This is a genomic window from Geobacillus sp. Manikaran-105 (assembly GCF_002809955.1).
Taxonomy (GTDB): Bacteria; Bacillota; Bacilli; order Bacillales; family Anoxybacillaceae; genus Geobacillus; species Geobacillus thermophilus.
In genome coordinates, this window is sequence record NZ_PIJG01000005.1 from 59,581 (window position 1) to 76,045 (window position 16,465).

Consider the following 16,465-nt stretch of genomic DNA (forward strand, 5'->3'; position numbering starts at 1 on the left):
TGGCCATTGTTACTGATTTTGATACCATTTCGTCAACGCGGCCGACAAATCGGAAGCGACGCGGTTCAACACCGTGATGACGCGCGAATACTCCATGCGCGTCGGCCCGAGAATCGCGATCGTTCCGAGCGGCTCCTCGCCGACCGAGTATGTCGCCGTAATGAGGCTGCAGTTTTCCATGCCGTGCAATTCGTTTTCCCGGCCGATCGACACCTGCACCCCTTTTTGGCTTTGCTTGCGAAGCAGACGGTAAATGTCTTTTTCCTGCTCAATGATGTTCAGAAGCGGGCGCACTTTTTCAATGTCGCTGAATTCCGGCTGATTGAGCATGTTGGCTGTGCCGGCGAAAAACATTTTCTCCTCTTCAGGAAGATCGAGCGTGTCGATCAGCATATTGAGCAGGCTGTCATAATTGCGGATGTGCCGGCGCAGCACATCGGCCACTTCCGTCTTGATTTTTTCTTTTAAATCGATGAGCGGAACGCCGCTGAGCCGCCCGTTCAAAATGTTGACCATCTTTTCAAGGTCGCCGGCGTTGACCGATGGCGGAATCGTCACGACCCGGTTTTCGACATGGCCGGTATCGGTCACAACGATGGCCACAGCCGTCTGCTCGTTGAGCGGAACGATTTGCATCCGCTTCAGTTTGCTTTCTTTAAACGCCGGACCGAGGGCGATCGACGTGTAGTTCGTCAAGTCGGATAAAATTTGCGCCGACTTTTGCATCAGCTTCTCGAGCTCATAGATGCGTTCGGCAAACACGGAGCGGATTTTCTGAATATCGGCTCTTGTCAGCCGCTGCGGCGGCAGCAGATGGTCGACGTAGTACCGATACCCTTTTTCCGACGGCACGCGGCCAGAGGAAATGTGCGTTTTTTCAATGTAGCCGAGCTCTTCCAAATCCGCCATTTCATTGCGAATCGTCGCTGAACTGAACGCAATTTGGTGCTTTTTCGATAACGTCCGCGAACCGACCGGCTGCCCGGAACGAATGAAATCGTCGATAATCACCTGCAAAATCAGCAGTTGGCGGTCCGTTAACACGTTTCTCACCTCTGTTAGCACTCGATCAATTCGAGTGCTAAATCTATTACTAGGGTAACAAATCGCCCGGCAAATGTCAATCTTTACATTTCGCCGAGAAAGGCGGCGAACACTTCGTTGCCGAGCAGCTTGCCGCGCTTTGTCAAGCGGACGTGAGTCTCCGTTTCTTTCAAGCGCCCGTTTTCCACTTCGGCGCGGATCGCCTTGCCGAAGATATCGTGCATATCGCGGCCAAACTTTTGCCGGAAGCGGGCTTTCGACACCCCTTCCGTTTTGCGCAACCCTAAAAACATTTCCTCTTCCATTTGCTCTTGAAGCGTCAACCGGTGCACATCGCGGTGCGGCCATTCGCCGTTGTCCACCTTGGCGATATAATGGCGGACCGGACCGATATTGGCGCGCCGCACCCCGCCGATATAGCTGTGCGCCCCGGCGCCGATGCCGTAATACTCTTCGTTGTTCCAATAAGTGAGGTTGTGACGGCTTTCAAACCCCGGAAACGCGTAATTGCTGATTTCATACTGCTGGTAGCCGCACGCTTCGGTTCGCTCCATCGCCGCTTCGTACATGGCCGCTTCCGCCTCTTCTCCCGGGAGATGGAGTCGGCCCTTGCGCCACTCGTTGTAAAAGATCGTTTTCGGCTCAAGGATAAGCGAATAGGCGGAGAGGTGCGGAACGTGAAGCGAAAACGCGGCGTCCAAATCGGCGAGAAACTGCTCAAGCGTCTGCCCGGGAAGCCCGTACATCAAATCGAGGCTGATGTTGGCAAACCCGGCCTCCCTCGCCCGCTCTACCGCCTGCACGATATCCCCGCGCCGGTGCGTGCGGCCGATCGCTTGCAGAAGCCGGTCATCAAACGTCTGCACCCCAAGGCTCAACCGATTGACCCCGGCTTCGCGGAGAACGGCGAGTTTTTCTTTCGTCAGCCCATCCGGGTTCGCCTCAACCGTAAATTCAGCTGTTTGCGGATCAAACTGAAAATGGCGGTGAATGCTCTCAAGCAAGCGCCCAAGCTGCGCCGGCTCCAGCACCGTCGGCGTGCCGCCGCCGATAAACAGCGTCTCAAGGCGGTTGCCGAACTCGGCCGCCGTCCGCGCCATTTCCTTGTCCATCGCCCGCAAATAGTCGTCAATCGGCTGACCGGCAGCAAACACTTTGTTAAAATCGCAATAATGGCAAATATGGGCGCAAAACGGAATGTGAAAATATGCTGATGTTGCCATCGTCATCCTCCCTTCGGCTGCAGCCGGACTGCCGTCCCTCATCTTCCCGTCAGCGTCGCATGGCGATAAACAAACAAGGCCATCCCCGAAGGAGACAGCCTTGCCCGTCATTTTTTCTGGTCGTCGATTTTCAAGACAGCCATAAACGCTTCTTGCGGCACTTCGACCGAGCCGATTTGTTTCATCCGTTTTTTTCCTTCCTTTTGCTTCTCGAGCAGCTTCCGCTTCCGTGACACGTCGCCGCCGTAACATTTGGCGAGCACGTTTTTGCGCAGCGCCTTGATCGTCGAGCGGGCGATGATTTTGTTGCCGATGGCGGCTTGCACCGGCACCTCAAACTGCTGGCGCGGAATTAAGTCTTTCAGTTTTTCCACGATCACTTTGCCGCGTTCGTACGCCGCCTCGCGATGGACGATAAACGACAAAGCGTCAATTTTTTCGCCATTCAACAAAATGTCCATTTTGACAAGATTGGACGGCCGATAGCCGATCAACTCATAGTCGAATGACGCGTACCCTTTCGTGTTCGACTTTAAGGCGTCAAAAAAGTCGTACACGATTTCCGACAGCGGAATGTCATAAATCAGCATGACCCGCTTTTCGTCCAAATATTGCATATCAACGAACGTGCCGCGCTTTCCTTGGCACAGCTCCATGACCGGCCCGACGTAGTCGTTCGGCACCATGATCGTCGCCTTCACATACGGCTCTTCGATGCGGTCGATTTTCTGTGGATCCGGCATGTTCGTCGGATTGTCGACCGAAACTTCGGTGCCATCGGTCAAATGAACTTTGTAGACGACGCTCGGAGCCGTCGTAATTAAGTCGATATGAAACTCGCGCTCAATCCGCTCTTGAATGATTTCCATATGCAGCAAGCCGAGAAACCCACAGCGGAAGCCGAACCCAAGCGCCTGCGACGTTTCCGGCTCAAAGTGGAGCGCCGCATCGTTCAATTGCAGCTTCTCGAGCGCCTCGCGCAAGTCATTGTAGCGCGCCGTATCGATCGGATACATGCCGCAAAACACCATCGGGTTGAGCTTCCGGTAGCCGGGGAGCGGCTCGACGGCCGGCCGTTCGGCGTCGGTGATCGTATCGCCGACACGCGTATCTTTGACATTTTTAATGGACGCTGTCAAATAGCCGACATCGCCGACCGTGAGCTCGTCGACGATTTTTTGTTTCGGCGTAAAGACGCCGACTTCGGTCACTTCAAATTCTTTGCCGGTCGACATCATTTTAATGCGCTGGCCCGGCTTCACCGTCCCGTCGACAATGCGGACATACGCGACAACGCCGCGGTACGGGTCGTAAAGCGAGTCGAAAATGAGCGCTTTCAGCGGCGCGTCTGGATCGCCCGACGGAGCGGGAATTTTCTCCACGATTTGTTCCAAGATTTCTTCAATGCCGATGCCGACTTTCGCTGAAGCGAGCACGGCTTCAGACGCATCGAGGCCGATGACGTCCTCGATTTCTTGGCGGACGCGCTCCGGTTCGGCGCTTGGCAAATCAATTTTGTTAATAACAGGCAAAATTTCCAAGTTGTTATCGATCGCTAAATACACATTTGCAAGCGTCTGCGCTTCGATGCCTTGCGCCGCATCGACGACCAAAATCGCTCCCTCGCAGGCCGCCAAGCTGCGCGACACTTCGTACGTAAAATCGACATGGCCCGGCGTATCGATCAAATGGAAAATATACTCCTCGCCATTTTTCGCTTTGTATGTCAACTGGACCGCATTCAATTTGATCGTAATGCCGCGCTCGCGCTCAAGATCCATCATGTCCAACGTCTGCTCGCGCAACTCGCGCTCCGACAGCGCGCCTGTTTTTTCCAAAATGCGGTCCGCAAGCGTCGATTTTCCGTGGTCAATGTGAGCGATAATGGAAAAGTTGCGAATCCGTTCCTGCCGTTTCAACCGTTCTTCCCGGTTCATCGTCTCTCACTCCTGCTTTTTCGCAAAACTACACTAGCTTTGATTATAGCAACAGAGGAGAGAAGATTCAATGACAAACAAAAAAGCCGCCCATACGAGGCGGTGAATCGTCTGCCGGCGCCGCGCCGAAAGCGGCGGACCGATTTAGTCGACGGCCCGCCCAGCGAATGACAGCAACGTTTCCACAAGCGCGGTTGCGCCATCGGCCAGCCGCCGGCCGAGTTCAGAAAAGAGGTTGAACGTTTTCAGTTCCCGAACCACTTCTTGTTTTTTCTGCAAATCGCCCGCCGCCACTGTCTGCCCGAACACGGCTGCCTCAATCTCCCCGTTTCCGTTTTTCTCGAGATCAATGACGGCGGGAAGCGACGGATCCGCATAGCCGCGCATCTTCTCAATGCCGCGGTGCGCCTGCTGCATGCCGAGCAGCACGCCAAAAAACAAGAGGAAAAGCGCTGCGCTAAACCGGATGAACCATCTTGCCATATGCGATGCCCCTTTTTACTTTTTCTCCGCCGGAGCCGGCGCCTCGACTTTTTCCGCCTGCCAATAATACTCGCTGAACACATCGGCAAAGGCCGCAGCCGAACGGAACAGCTCGGCGAACGTATTGTCGACGCCGCCAAACTCCACTAAAATGGCGTTCCCGGATAAATCTTGGTTAAATTTCCCATCGGTTCCTGCTCCTTGCTTCTTAATGACCCCGCGGCTCAACCCCGGGTATTTCTTCTGCAGCAAATGGTGCAGCTCGGTCGCCAGCTGCAAGTTTTTTTCGTATTCCGCGTTCTCACCGCCGACGATAAACGCCACGCGCGCGTAATCAACACCGTTGATCGTCGTGGTCGTATACTTCCGGCGATGCGCATCGCGGTGAATGTCAATAAAATATTGCAAGTCACGGTTTTGCTTCATCGCTGCCACGACCGTCTGCCGCGACATGTTATACGCCTGTGCGTATGTCATTCCTTTTTTCAACAGCTCCGCTTCGATGTCGGTTTTGTTCACTTGCGCGCCGATGCCCCTCTTCTCCAATTCTTCCATCAATTTCTCCCCGACTTTGGTCACATTCACGCTCCGATGAAACGCCAAATTTGGATCGGTCACGCCTTTTAAAGCCGGCAAATACGACTCGCGCGTATGTGTATGGTAAATATAGACGACTTTTCGGCCTTGCGTCGTTTGCTTCGGGGGCGGGAGCGCTTTTTCGTCTTGGGTTTGCTCGGCTTGCTCAAGCTCCTCGACTGACGCCTGCCGCTCGGCAAGCATCACTTCCAGCGGCGGCGCCGACTCATACGGGATGTTCGTGTAGTCGGTCCCTTCTCCGGCGATTAAAATTTTGCTGTCATACAAGGCAAAGCCCGGCAGCTCGCTGCCGAGCAAGCTGCGCGGATCGTCGGGGTTGATGCTTGTCGCCAAGCGGAACAACAGCGATGAATAGTTCGTCTGTTGCCGCTCTTTTGGAAGCATTTGGAGAAAATACCGGTTTTCGAGCCCAAACAGGCGAATGAACATCTCTTCCGGAAAATGGGCGGCCATATCGTTCAGCGATGATGACGACGGACGGTATTCGGGCCGCAGCGACGTAAGCGCTCCGACGAGCATAAACATCATCATGCATCCAAGGATGATGAGCATAAACAGTTTTTTTAAGCTGGCTCCTGGAACGGCGATCACGACGTTGGGGGAGCGCCATCGTTTCATATTCCCACCCTTTCCCGGCTTGTCTCCTCACTTTAACGTATGGCCAAGCCGGGAAAGATAGAACCGTTTTTTGTCTAGTGGGTGTAAGAGCCGACGTTGCCTTGGTCAACCTGCCGGTGCAGCGCCGCGTTCAAGCCGCCGGCCAGTAAGTTCGCCATATCGCCGATGAACGAATCGACCTCTTTTGGCGTCACCATTAAGTTATGACCGAGCGGGGCGAGCACTTCGTAAATCAGACGCCGCTTTTCTTCATCACCAAGCGTGCCGACCATGCCGAGAAACGTCGACCGTTCGGTTGGCGACGGCATATCTTGCTCCGTCAGCTTCTTTTTGCGCCCGAACGCCCAGCCGGCCGGAGCCAGCGCGCTTGACGGCCGCTGGCTTTCGCGCATTTCGCGGCCGAAATGCTTTAAAATGAAATCGATCGTATCGCTTGTGATCGAAACGGCATCGACGACCGTCGGGACGCCGATCGAGATGACCGGGATGCCGAGCGTCTCGTAGCTCAGTTCTTTCCGCTTGTTGCCAACGCCCGAGCCGGGGTGGATGCCGGTGTCGGAAATTTGGATCGTCGCGTTGACCCGTTCGATTGAACGGGCGGCCAGCGCATCGATGACGATGACAAAATCCGGCTTCGTTTTCCGGACGACGCCATCAATAATATCGCTCGTCTCAATGCCGGTCGTTCCCATCACCCCTGGAGCGAGGGCGCTCACCGGGCGAAATCCTTCCTCAACACTTTCCGGCTGCAATTGAAACAGATGACGGGTGACAAGCACGTTTTCCACCGTCAGCGGCCCAAGCGCATCCGGCGTGACGTTTTGGTTGCCAAGCCCGACAATTAGGCAGCTCGCTTGCTCGGGAATGCGGAGCCGTTGTAAAAAGGCGCTCAGTTGTTCCGAAAAAATACGCTGCACTTTTTGCTGCAATTCCGTATTTTGTTCACGGATGCCTTGCGCCTCAATCGTCACATAATGGCCCGGCTTTTTGCCGATCGATGCCGCTCCTTGTTCCGTGACGTGCACGTGCGACAGCTTGACGCCATCGATCTCTTGGTCGCGGATGATGACCCCCTCAATCGGGGAGGCGCCTTCCTTTTTTTGTTGCAAACGCTCCTCGACCGCAATTTCATGCGCCTCGATCGCCAAGTCGGTGCGCACCGAATACATGCGCAAATCGAGCGGCTGTTTCATGTCGTTCCTCCTTGTGCCGTTTTCTTTTATTGTCGCCGCAATGAAGCGCCGTCATTCATATTTCGTAAAGGATTTTTGCTTGAACACTCTTGCATAATCAAAACACGTTTGATAGAATAACACTTGTTCTTGTTCAGAGCAAAAATCGGAACGATAACGGAGGTGAACGGACGTGGCGAACATTAAATCGGCGATCAAACGCGCGAAAACGAGCGAAAAACGTCGGGCCCACAACGCCTCGATGAAATCGGCCATGCGCACGGCCATCAAAAAATTTGAAGCGCTCGTTGAATTGAAAGACGTGGAAAAAGCGCAAGAAGCGTTCATTGTCGCGTCGAAAAAATTAGACAAAGCCGCGAGCAAAGGCCTTATCCATAAAAATGCCGCCAGCCGGCAAAAATCGCGCTTAGCGAAAAAATTGAACAGCATTCAAGCTTCCTAATGAAAAACGACCTGGCGCCAGGTCGTTTTTTTGTCCCCTCTTTTTTCTTTGTGGCGCCGCCATGCAGGCGAAGCAGACGGCAAAAAAGCCAACGGCGCATGCTTTTTATCGCTGGCTTTTCCGCCCCGGGCGAGCGCCCCAACGCATCAACAACAGCTCAACGGCCAACCGGCGGTCCATGGCTCCGCTTTTTACGTCATAATCAGCGGCGGCCAGCTCGGTGATCGCTTCCGTCAGCTCCGCATCGGAAAAGCGGGCGGCTTGGGCAAGGGCGAGCTTGACGCGGAACGGATGCACGTTGAGGGCCGAAGCGATTTGCGTCTGCCCATAACCTGTTTGGGCGAGCCATTTCACTTGCGCCAACAGGCGGAAATGGCTTGCAAGCAACGCCAAAATTTTGATCGGCTCCTCATTATGTTCAAGCAAATCGTAAAACGTCTGCAATGCTCCCGGGATATCGCGCCTCGCCACTTGTTCGACAAGCGCAAAGACGTTTTCTTCCGGCGTGCGAGCGACAAGCTGCTCGACGGCCGCCTCATCCACCACTCCGCCCGGTCCGGCAAACAAAGCGAGCTTGTCGATTTCGTTCGCCAGCGCGGACAACCGCGTTCCGGCCCGCTGCAAAAGCAGCTCAATGGCTTCCTCGGCCACCGATGCTCCTTGGCTTTCCAACCGGCGGCGCACCCAAGCGCGCAGCTCCGCTTCCTGAAGCGGGGCGGCGGCCACAACTTCGCACTGCTCCTTGGCGAGCTTGGTAATTCTTTTCCGCTCATCGAGCTTGTCATACGGCGCCAAAAAGACGACGATCGAGAACGGCGCCGGCGCCCTGAAATAGTTCTCCAGCTTAGCCAAATCGTGCTCGATCTCTTTGTCCTTTTCCGCCGTAAAAAAATATGGATTCTTCACCAAAATGACGCGCCGTTCGCCGAAAAACGGCACTGTCTCCGCCTCCTCAAGCGCCGCCTCGACCGGCGTTTCCTCGCAGTCGTACACAGCCAGATTCCACTCGCGCTCCTCCTCGCTAAGAGCCGCCTTGACGAGGCGGTCATACGTTTCCGTTAATAAAAACGGCTCGCTGCCATATAATAAATAAAGCGGAGAAAACCGCCGTTTTTCCATGTTTCCCCATACACGTTCCAACATGTTCCCTTCTCCATTTCCAAGCGAAAGTCTCTTCTAGAAAGATACACCGTTTTTCGCCATTTTACAAGGGAACCGGCCGTCGGGAAAACCGGTTCCCCTTTATATAAACGCCAGCCGACAAGTCCTAGGACCTTATCAGCCAGCGGGTTATTTTTATGTTTTCCTAGCCGTTTGAAAGTATTTGTGTCAACTGTTGTCAAGGAAGGAAAACAAGCGGGCGGCGGTAGATTTTTTCATCATTTTCGTCTATACTAAAAATGATTGTGCAGAGGAGGGGGAAAGCGATGAACGTATTTGAAAAAGAAGTGCAAAGTCAACGAAATGACGCCGTCGATTCCGCCGTCGGCTTCATTGTGTCGTTCGGCTTTTTCGCCACCATGTTCATCATCGCCACGCTGATCGAATTTTTCGGCCGGTAAGGATTGCTTGCACAAGCAATCCTTATTTTTTGTCTTGGCTGAAACGTTCCGTTTTTTTGTGCACTACATCTTATGGTTTCATCACCTGAAAGGTTCCACCGTTTTCGCCATACACATAGCGAATGGCTCCGTTTTCATCCGTCCGCCAAACGATCGCCCGCTGTTGCCTAAGCCGCATAAGCACCTCGGAGGACGGATGCCCGTAGCGATTGTAGCGGCCGACGGAAATGATGGCCGCTCGCGGCTTGATTGTCCGCAAAAACGGCTCTGTTGTCGACGTTTTGCTGCCGTGGTGGGCGACTTTCAATACATCGGCACGCAGCGTCGGATAAGCATCGATGAGCGCCTGTTCCGCCTCTTCTTCGATGTCCCCAGCAAACAGCCATATCAAGCCGCCGAGACGGGCGAGCAACACAAGCGAGCCGTTATTATCCTCATTGTTTCCCGCCTCCGGGTGCAATACGGAAAACGCGGCATCCCCCACCTTCCACCGATCCCCCCGCACGCTGGCGGCCACCGGCACGGAAAACGGGCGCGCCATCGCCTTGACGGCCGGCAGCGCTCCTGGGCTTGTGACAATCTTCTTGACGCGCACGGCTCCCATCACCTCGGGAGCAGCCCCGATATGGTCGGCATCATCGTGCGTCAAAATCAGTTGATCAAGCGTCCTCACCCCTTGGGATTTTAAAAACGGCACGACAACGTCGCGGCCGACGGCAAACGGCCGCGACCGCTTGCGCCACGGTTCGCGCGCCCATTCCGGCGTCCCGCTGGTATCAATGAGATAGACTGCTTTTCGATAAGGGAGCTCAATATAAATACAGTCCCCTTGCCCAACATCCAATACCGTCACTTCCCCTTTCGGATCCACATACGGGGCGGCCAGCTGAAGCGCCGTCGCCGCCGCCACCGCTGTCAATCCGCGGATCAGGCGGCCGCGCTCCCAATCCAAAAACGCCGCCGTGATGGCCGTCAGATAGCCAGCTAAGCACCACGGCCCCGGACGGCCGAGCACAAGCATAAACGGGTGATCGGCCGCGAAAAAATAGACAACCGCGTCTGTCAGCTCAATGAGACGGCTAAACAGCCAAATGAACGGAGAAAAGGGAAAAACTGCAGATAGAAACGCGAGTGGCAAAATGACAAATGAATACCAAGGGACGAAGAAGACATTCAGCCCTATGCTCCAAACAGAAATTTCATAAAAATGGTAAAGCAAAATCGGCAGTGCGGCAAGCTGAGCGGCGAGCGCGGTCTGAAGCAAGTTTTGGAGCATCGAACGAGCAGAGGCGAGCACCGACACATGGGCAAGAAGAGCAAACGTGACAAGAAACGACAGCTGAAAACCGACATCCCAAACCATATAGGGATCAAAGACGAGCAAGGCAAGCGTTGTCCAACTCAACGCATCCAGCGGATGGATCCTTCCTTTTTTCCACTGAACGGCCAACACCATCATCCCAGTCGCACAGGCGCGCAGCACCGACGGCGAAGCGCCGGCGAGCACCGCATACATAGGCAAGAAAACGAGCAAAGCAAGCACGGCCGCTTCGCGCGTCACAAACCGAATGGCAACGGCCAACGCAGCGCCGACAAGCAGGGTGACATGGCCGCCGGAAATGGCCAACAAATGGATGATCCCGAGCTGCTGGTAACCGCTAATCACTTCCTCGTCCAACGAGCGGCGTTCGCCATAAATGAGCGCAGCGGCGATGCCAGCCGCTTCCGGCGGAAACCGGGCTTCAATGCGGCGGACGCCAGCCTCACGAATCGCCTCAAGCCGTTCGATGATAGTGGGACGGACGCGCATGCAAGCAGAGAGATCGATCGCCTCAGGGAGAAAGAGCCAATGAATGCGGTGGCGGCGCAAATAAAGGCGGTAATCAAACGCATACGGATTGCCAGCTGGCATCGGGCGCTCAAGCGTTCCGGTGACGCGGCATACCGTTCCAGGCACCAGGTGCGCTTGCAGCGTCTCTTTTTCCGCAGCCGTCCGAATGATGTAACGGAGCTGCACCCGCTCCTTGCCAGCTTGCACCGCCGCCTGCAATCGATCACCGTCAATTGCCGGCGCGGCGGAAAAACGAACGGAAAGCGAATGACGGCCGCCGGAAAGGGAAGTGTTGTTATGATAGTCAACGATGAGAAAATAGGCAAAAAAGGAGAGAGCGGCAACGAGAGAAGGAAGGAAACAGTGCGGCCGGCGGATGAAAAGAAGAAGGAGATACACAACGAGGAGAAGACAGGCGGTTGGGGACGGCGAGGCCGCCGCGACGGCCAAAAGCGCCGCCGCAGCGGGATAGACGGCTTGTCCTTTCATGATTCCCCGCCGCCGGAAAGCAAGGCGAACACATCCATTTTCAGCGGCACTTGCACGAGACGGACGCCAGCTTGAGCAAACAGCTCCAAGGCGTACGGGTGGTTTTTGTAGTCTAGGGCGTAATAGACCGCGCGGATGCCGCTTTGAATGATCGCCTTGCAGCAATGCAAGCACGGAAAATGAGTGACATACATCTCCGCCCCCTCGGTCGGGACGCCGAATTTGGCGCATTGCAAAATCGCGTTCATTTCGGCGTGAATCGTCCGCACACAATGACCGTCAATGACGTAGCACCCCTCATCAATGCAATGGGCGCCGCCGGCGATCGACCCGTTGTACCCGCCGGCGATGATGCGCTTATCGCGCACGATCGTCGCTCCGACGGCGAGCCTCGTGCACGTGCTGCGCAGCGCAAGCAAATGGCTTTGCGCCATAAAGTATTGATCCCATGTGATGCGTTCCATTTTCCATCCCTCCGCTCGTGTCCATGCTTTTAGTCTACCCACTGCCTCCTGCCCCCGTCAACGCCGAAAAACGTCCACAGCAGCCTTGATCCGCCATAAATTAAGAAGCATTGCCCTCCCCCGCCTCGCTTACGGAACAAGCAAATACGGCTTCAATTTCTCCAGCGTTTTTTCACCAATTCCAGTCACATTCAACAAATCCTCCACCCGCCGAAACGGCCCGTGTTCTTCACGATAGGCGATGATCGCGTTTGCCTTCGCCGGTCCGATGCCGGGAAGCTGCATCAACTCCTCTTCCGTCGCCGTATTGATGGCCACTTGCATCCCGTTTCGATCCCCATCGCTTGGAGACTTGCCGACGGCATTTGACGCCGGTGCGGCCTCGCCTTTTTTCGGCACGTAAATCATCATTTCATCATGCACTTTCGCCGCCAAATTGACTTTCGTTTCATCCGCCTCATCCGCTAATCCGCCGGCTAGGACGATGACATCGCGAACGCGAGCGTCCGCCGCCACCTCATACACTCCGGGGTTCGCGACCGCCCCTTTCACATCCACCACAGCGGTTTTTGACGCCTCGTTCTTTTTTTCTTCCGTCCGGGCGGCATCCGTTTCAGCCGCCGCCGGCAAAACGACTTGCCCCTTTTCATCCGTCGGATGATGAAACACCCATAACCCCGCCGCCGCGGCAAACAACAAGAACATCCCTACTTTTCCATACCGTTTGCCAAGCTCCTGCACATGCTCCCACATACGATCCCATCCTTTCCATCTCAAGTCATAAACCGAGCCTTTTTCTCATACATATCAAAAAAGAGAGTTCCGGTGAACCAAAACCGGGAGGGGGGACAACACATGAACATCGGCGTCATCGGCACGGGGAATATGGGCACCATCTTAATCGAAGCGTTCCTCGACTCCGGCGCCGTGAAAGCGGATCAGCTCGTCATCACGAACCGTACGCTTGCGAAAGCGTTCGCGATACAACGCGCGCATCCCGGCATGGCAGTGGTTGCCGATGCGGCTGAAGTCGTCAAACAATCCAGTCTCGTTTTTTTATGCGTCAAACCGCTCGACATCCACCCATTGTTGCAGCAGCTGGCCCCGCACTGGACAAAGGAGCATTGCCTTGTGTCGATCACAAGCCCGATCAGCGTAAAACAGCTTGAAACAGCCGTCCCTTGCCAAGTCGTGCGCGCCATTCCGAGCATCACAAACCGCGCGCTCTCCGGCAGCATACTCATCACAATCGGATCACGCTGTTCGGCCGACTGCCGGCAAACGATCGATGATCTTCTCCGGCGCATCGCCTCGCCGGTGTATATCGATGAGGCCATCACCCGCGTCGCTTCCGACATCTCCAGCTGCGGTCCGGCGTTTTTCAGCTATTTGCTGCAACGCTTCATCGACGCCGCAGCGGCCAAAACCGCCATCACGAAAGAACAGGCGACGATGCTGGCAACTGACATGATCATCGGCCTTGGGGAACTGCTCAAGCGGAATCTGTACACATTGCCAACGTTGCAGGAAAAAGTATGCGTCAAAGGCGGCATTACCGGGGAAGGAATCGCTGTGCTGGAACAACGAATGAACGGCGTCTTTGAAGAAGTGCTGGCGAAAACACATGAGAAGTTTAAAGAAGATGTGGAGAAGGTGAAGCAACAATTTTCATAGGTTTCATTCGACGCAGAAAGGGAAATTCCTGCTTTGTTTTGCAAAAAAGATATCCCTTGAACCTTCAGCTAGGAGATAATGTTGCAATCCTCACCCAGCCTTTTGGCTGGGTGCAATCGATTATTAGCCCGGCATTTGCGAGGAGATATTGATGTTTCAATCCTCACCCATCCCTTTTGGATGGGTGCAATACAAAATGCCGATGATATGTGCGGCAAGATAGAGGAAATATTCCTGAAATATATTCGGATTATGTAAATCATTGGGATGGCGTTGAGCCAATAAGAACCGTGCTGTTTCCATTGCTGTTCGATACGATCCTCTTTGGGCTTGGCATGTCTTCTATTTCAAAATTCCCGTGGCGTATGAGCATAAACATCATTCATTTTCAATTCGACCCCCATCAGACATTTTCTCTTAGGACATTTGCCTTATATTTATTTATTTCGACCAATATCTTCATAATCCTTCTAACTCACACATCTTTTTCAATTTCCCAGCCGTCAATCGCGTCGATCGCAACGTTTGGCCATACATTCCCCCCCCTTCTTTTCCACATGCGCATAAAAAAAGAGCCCCTCCGGCTCTTTTTTCTTTCCCCACTTTCAGTGATGTTCCATCAACCTCTTGCAACAGCATCTTTTTTGGCTGCTAAGGTCCCTCACCACACGCCCCTCACCGCCTCCGCGCCACAAAAAACCACCGTTCCGCCGTCTCGGTCGGAGGCGCATCGGTGAAATCGGCGGTCACTTCAAGCACCTCAAAGCCGGCGGAATCGAGCCATCGCTCATAGACAGCGCGCTCGAACGTGCGCTGTTCGTGCCATTCGTCATAGCGCTCGTAAAGATCGCCGCGGCGGGCGAAAAACGTCAGTTCGTGCCCGACGCTGTGCGGCCAGTCAAGCGGATGGCACGTCCAAATGTAGCTGAGATCGTCGCCTTGATCGGCGAAGACGGCATTGCGGAACAAGACGTCCATTTTGTAAACCGAGTGGACGTCAAACAGCAGCAGCCCTTCAGGACCGAGCGCGCGGGAGACGGCGGCGAACGTCCGCTTCACATCCTCTTCATCCGTTAAATAGTTGAGAGCATCGCAAAACAGGAAGGCGCCATCGAGATCAGAAAACCCGTCGAGCTCCGCCATGTTTTGCTCGAAAAACGGCACGTTGACACCGGCTGCCTCCGCTTTCGCCTGGGCGACGGCGAGCATATGTTCGGATAGATCCACGCCGGATACTTGCCATCCGGCCTTGGCGAGGCGGATGGCAAGTTCGCCCGTCCCGCAGCCGATGTCGACAACCCGCCGTCCCGGCCGTTTGGCGTATCGGGCGAAAACCCGCTCGACAAATGATTGCCACGCATCATACGGCGCCTCGGCCATGAGCGCATCGTACCAATCGGCGAAACGAGCATAGGTCATGGCTGCAGCACAGCCGCGACGTCTTCCATCGGGGCGTCCCCCCAAAGCCGTTCGAGATTGTAATAGTCGCGCTCGTCTTTCGCAAATACGTGGGCGACGATGTCGCCGAGGTCCACAAGCACCCATTTCGCCTCCTGGAATCCTTCAACCCGCTTCACCGCTAAGCCGCGCTCTTCCGCTTGGTCTTGAATTTCGCGGGCGATGGCCTGCACTTGTTTGTCCGAATTGCCATGGCAAATGACAAAATAATCGGCAACGGGCGAAATGCCTTTCATATTGAGCACGACAATGTTTTCCGCCTTTTTATCATCCGCCGCGCGGACGATAAGCTGCAACGCCTCTTGTTCCGTCACTGTTTTGCTTCCCCCTTCACTTCACTCACGAGTGAATTGTACGCATGAATCGTATCTGGATAAATGAGCTGGCGCTTCTCAAGCAAAAACGCAATCGTATTTTTCACCGCCTGCAACAGCGCGCGATCGAGATCTTCCTCGGCGAGGCGCCTTACTTCCTCAACGCCGGGAAACTTCCTCCCCGGTTCGATATAGTCAGCCAAATAAATAATTTTTTCAAGCAGCGTCATCCTAGCTCTTCCCGATGTATGGTAGCGAATGGCATCCAGCACGTCTGGATCGTCAATGCCGACTTCCGTCTGCACCAAATAGGCGCCGACGGGCGCATGCCACAATTCACTGTTGTACGCAAGCAAGTCGTTGGGCATATTGTGCGCCAAAATGATTTGTTTCATTTCTTCAACCGGGCGGAATTTCGCATAGTCATGGAAAATGGCGGCCAATTCCGCTTTTTTGACGTCGGCGCCATACTGGTTGGCTAGCTTAACGGCCGTTTCGACAACGCCAAGCGTATGCTCGTAGCGCTGCTCCGTCAACTGTTGTTTCACAATCAGCAACGCCTGTTCTCGCTCCATATAATCCCTTCTCCTCAATATAAAGTCTCACACCTTCCGGCACGAGGTAGCGGATCGTCTGCCCGTTTTGCATCCGCTGGCGGATAAGCGACGAAGAGACGGCAAACTGCGGCACCTCCACCTCGACGACCGGGTATGGCGTTTCCATGGAATAACCGGGGCGCTTCACCCCGACAAACGTCACAAGCTTAATCAGCTCGTCAATGCGGTGCCAGTTCGGCAAATATTCGACCATATCCGCCCCGATAATGAAATAAAACTCATCATCCGGATGCATGGCGACGAGCTGCCGGACCGTATCGTACGTATAGGAAGGCCCCTCCCGTTCAAGCTCGATCGTCTCAACATGAAAGCATGGATGACCGGCCACCGCCAACTCGAGCATGCGGAGCCGATCCTCGCTTTTCGTCACTTGTTCGTGCTGCTTATGGGGAGGAATGCGGTTGGGCAGAAACCAAATTTGTGACAACCGAAGGGCGTCAAGCACTTCATTCGCCATAATCAAATGGCCGTAATGGGGTGGATCGAACGTTCCGCCGAGAATCCCGATTTTTCCCATCT

The 16,465-nt window shown here is 54.6% G+C and carries 17 protein-coding genes; 3 read left to right on the forward strand and 14 right to left on the reverse strand.

Annotated elements, in window-relative coordinates; all coding sequences use genetic code 11:
* Positions 1 to 9: 9 nt before the first annotated feature.
* The 6 genes from hrcA to gpr form a co-directional block, all read right to left on the reverse strand.
* Positions 10 to 1,044, reverse strand: coding sequence for a heat-inducible transcriptional repressor HrcA (hrcA, locus tag CV945_RS02840; protein WP_047818719.1), 1,035 nt, complete (start codon positions 1,042 to 1,044; stop codon positions 10 to 12).
* An 83-nt stretch (positions 1,045 to 1,127) separates the two neighbouring features.
* Positions 1,128 to 2,267: a radical SAM family heme chaperone HemW gene (hemW, locus tag CV945_RS02845; protein WP_100659087.1), complete on the reverse strand. Its 1,140-nt coding sequence runs from the start codon at positions 2,265 to 2,267 to the stop codon at positions 1,128 to 1,130.
* A 107-nt stretch (positions 2,268 to 2,374) separates the two neighbouring features.
* The gene (gene lepA, locus CV945_RS02850) at positions 2,375 to 4,204 is read right to left on the reverse strand and encodes a translation elongation factor 4 (RefSeq protein WP_100659088.1); all 1,830 of its coding nucleotides are present in this window, start codon (positions 4,202 to 4,204) and stop codon (positions 2,375 to 2,377) included.
* A gap of 144 nt (positions 4,205 to 4,348) precedes the next feature.
* Positions 4,349 to 4,687, reverse strand: a complete 339-nt coding sequence (locus CV945_RS02855) for a DUF3679 domain-containing protein (protein WP_033009625.1) — start codon at positions 4,685 to 4,687, stop codon at positions 4,349 to 4,351.
* A gap of 15 nt (positions 4,688 to 4,702) precedes the next feature.
* Positions 4,703 to 5,902, reverse strand: a complete 1,200-nt coding sequence (gene spoIIP / locus CV945_RS02860) for a stage II sporulation protein P (protein ID WP_050367566.1) — start codon at positions 5,900 to 5,902, stop codon at positions 4,703 to 4,705.
* Between the two features lie 74 nt (positions 5,903 to 5,976).
* Positions 5,977 to 7,095 carry a GPR endopeptidase gene (gene gpr, locus CV945_RS02865; protein ID WP_033009621.1) on the reverse strand — a complete coding sequence of 373 codons (1,119 nt, stop codon included), beginning with the start codon at positions 7,093 to 7,095 and terminating at the stop codon, positions 5,977 to 5,979.
* A gap of 172 nt (positions 7,096 to 7,267) precedes the next feature.
* On the opposite strand from gpr, the gene rpsT reads away from it, so the two are divergent.
* Positions 7,268 to 7,537 (forward strand): 30S ribosomal protein S20, encoded by a 270-nt coding sequence (gene rpsT / locus CV945_RS02870; RefSeq protein ID WP_033009618.1) that lies wholly within the window; start codon positions 7,268 to 7,270, stop codon positions 7,535 to 7,537.
* 105 nt (positions 7,538 to 7,642) lie between these two features.
* Here rpsT and holA read toward each other — a convergent pair whose 3' ends face one another.
* Complete coding sequence (holA, locus tag CV945_RS02875) at positions 7,643 to 8,680, reverse strand: DNA polymerase III subunit delta (protein ID WP_063211681.1); 1,038 nt, start codon at positions 8,678 to 8,680, stop codon at positions 7,643 to 7,645.
* Positions 8,681 to 8,964: 284 nt separating this feature from the next.
* Between holA and CV945_RS02880 the strand changes: the two genes are divergently transcribed.
* Positions 8,965 to 9,099, forward strand: a complete 135-nt coding sequence (locus tag CV945_RS02880; protein ID WP_011231993.1) for a YqzM family protein — start codon at positions 8,965 to 8,967, stop codon at positions 9,097 to 9,099.
* 70 nt (positions 9,100 to 9,169) lie between these two features.
* Here the strand turns inward: CV945_RS02880 and CV945_RS02885 are convergent, their stop codons facing one another.
* The 3 genes from CV945_RS02885 to CV945_RS02895 all read right to left on the reverse strand — a co-directional run bounded on the left by CV945_RS02885 (position 9,170) and on the right by CV945_RS02895 (position 12,636).
* Positions 9,170 to 11,419, reverse strand: a complete 2,250-nt coding sequence (locus tag CV945_RS02885) for a DNA internalization-related competence protein ComEC/Rec2 (protein ID WP_100659089.1) — start codon at positions 11,417 to 11,419, stop codon at positions 9,170 to 9,172.
* Positions 11,416 to 11,883 (reverse strand): ComE operon protein 2, encoded by a 468-nt coding sequence (locus tag CV945_RS02890; protein WP_100659090.1) that lies wholly within the window; start codon positions 11,881 to 11,883, stop codon positions 11,416 to 11,418. The genes CV945_RS02885 and CV945_RS02890 overlap by 4 nt, the downstream gene beginning before the upstream one ends.
* Before the next feature lie 129 nt (positions 11,884 to 12,012).
* A complete protein-coding gene (locus CV945_RS02895) occupies positions 12,013 to 12,636 on the reverse strand; it encodes a helix-hairpin-helix domain-containing protein (RefSeq protein ID WP_033011974.1) in 624 nt (207 codons plus the stop codon).
* 102 nt (positions 12,637 to 12,738) lie between these two features.
* On the opposite strand from CV945_RS02895, the gene comER reads away from it, so the two are divergent.
* Positions 12,739 to 13,557 carry a late competence protein ComER gene (gene comER / locus CV945_RS02900; protein ID WP_100659091.1) on the forward strand — a complete coding sequence of 273 codons (819 nt, stop codon included), beginning with the start codon at positions 12,739 to 12,741 and terminating at the stop codon, positions 13,555 to 13,557.
* 675 nt (positions 13,558 to 14,232) lie between these two features.
* On the opposite strand, the gene CV945_RS02905 is transcribed toward comER, so the two are convergent.
* From CV945_RS02905 to CV945_RS02920, 4 genes are read right to left on the reverse strand one after another with little or no spacing between them, the layout of a single operon-like run.
* Positions 14,233 to 14,976 (reverse strand): class I SAM-dependent DNA methyltransferase, encoded by a 744-nt coding sequence (locus CV945_RS02905; RefSeq protein ID WP_100659092.1) that lies wholly within the window; start codon positions 14,974 to 14,976, stop codon positions 14,233 to 14,235.
* On the reverse strand, positions 14,973 to 15,329 hold the full coding sequence (rsfS, locus tag CV945_RS02910) for a ribosome silencing factor (RefSeq protein ID WP_033011969.1): 357 nt from the start codon (positions 15,327 to 15,329) through the stop codon (positions 14,973 to 14,975). The genes CV945_RS02905 and rsfS overlap by 4 nt, the downstream gene beginning before the upstream one ends.
* A complete protein-coding gene (yqeK, locus tag CV945_RS02915) occupies positions 15,326 to 15,904 on the reverse strand; it encodes a bis(5'-nucleosyl)-tetraphosphatase (symmetrical) YqeK (RefSeq protein ID WP_033011967.1) in 579 nt (192 codons plus the stop codon). The genes rsfS and yqeK overlap by 4 nt, the downstream gene beginning before the upstream one ends.
* The gene (locus CV945_RS02920) at positions 15,813 to 16,463 is read right to left on the reverse strand and encodes a nicotinate-nucleotide adenylyltransferase (RefSeq protein WP_100659093.1); all 651 of its coding nucleotides are present in this window, start codon (positions 16,461 to 16,463) and stop codon (positions 15,813 to 15,815) included. The genes yqeK and CV945_RS02920 overlap by 92 nt, the downstream gene beginning before the upstream one ends.
* Between the last annotated feature and the right edge of the window lie 2 nt (positions 16,464 to 16,465).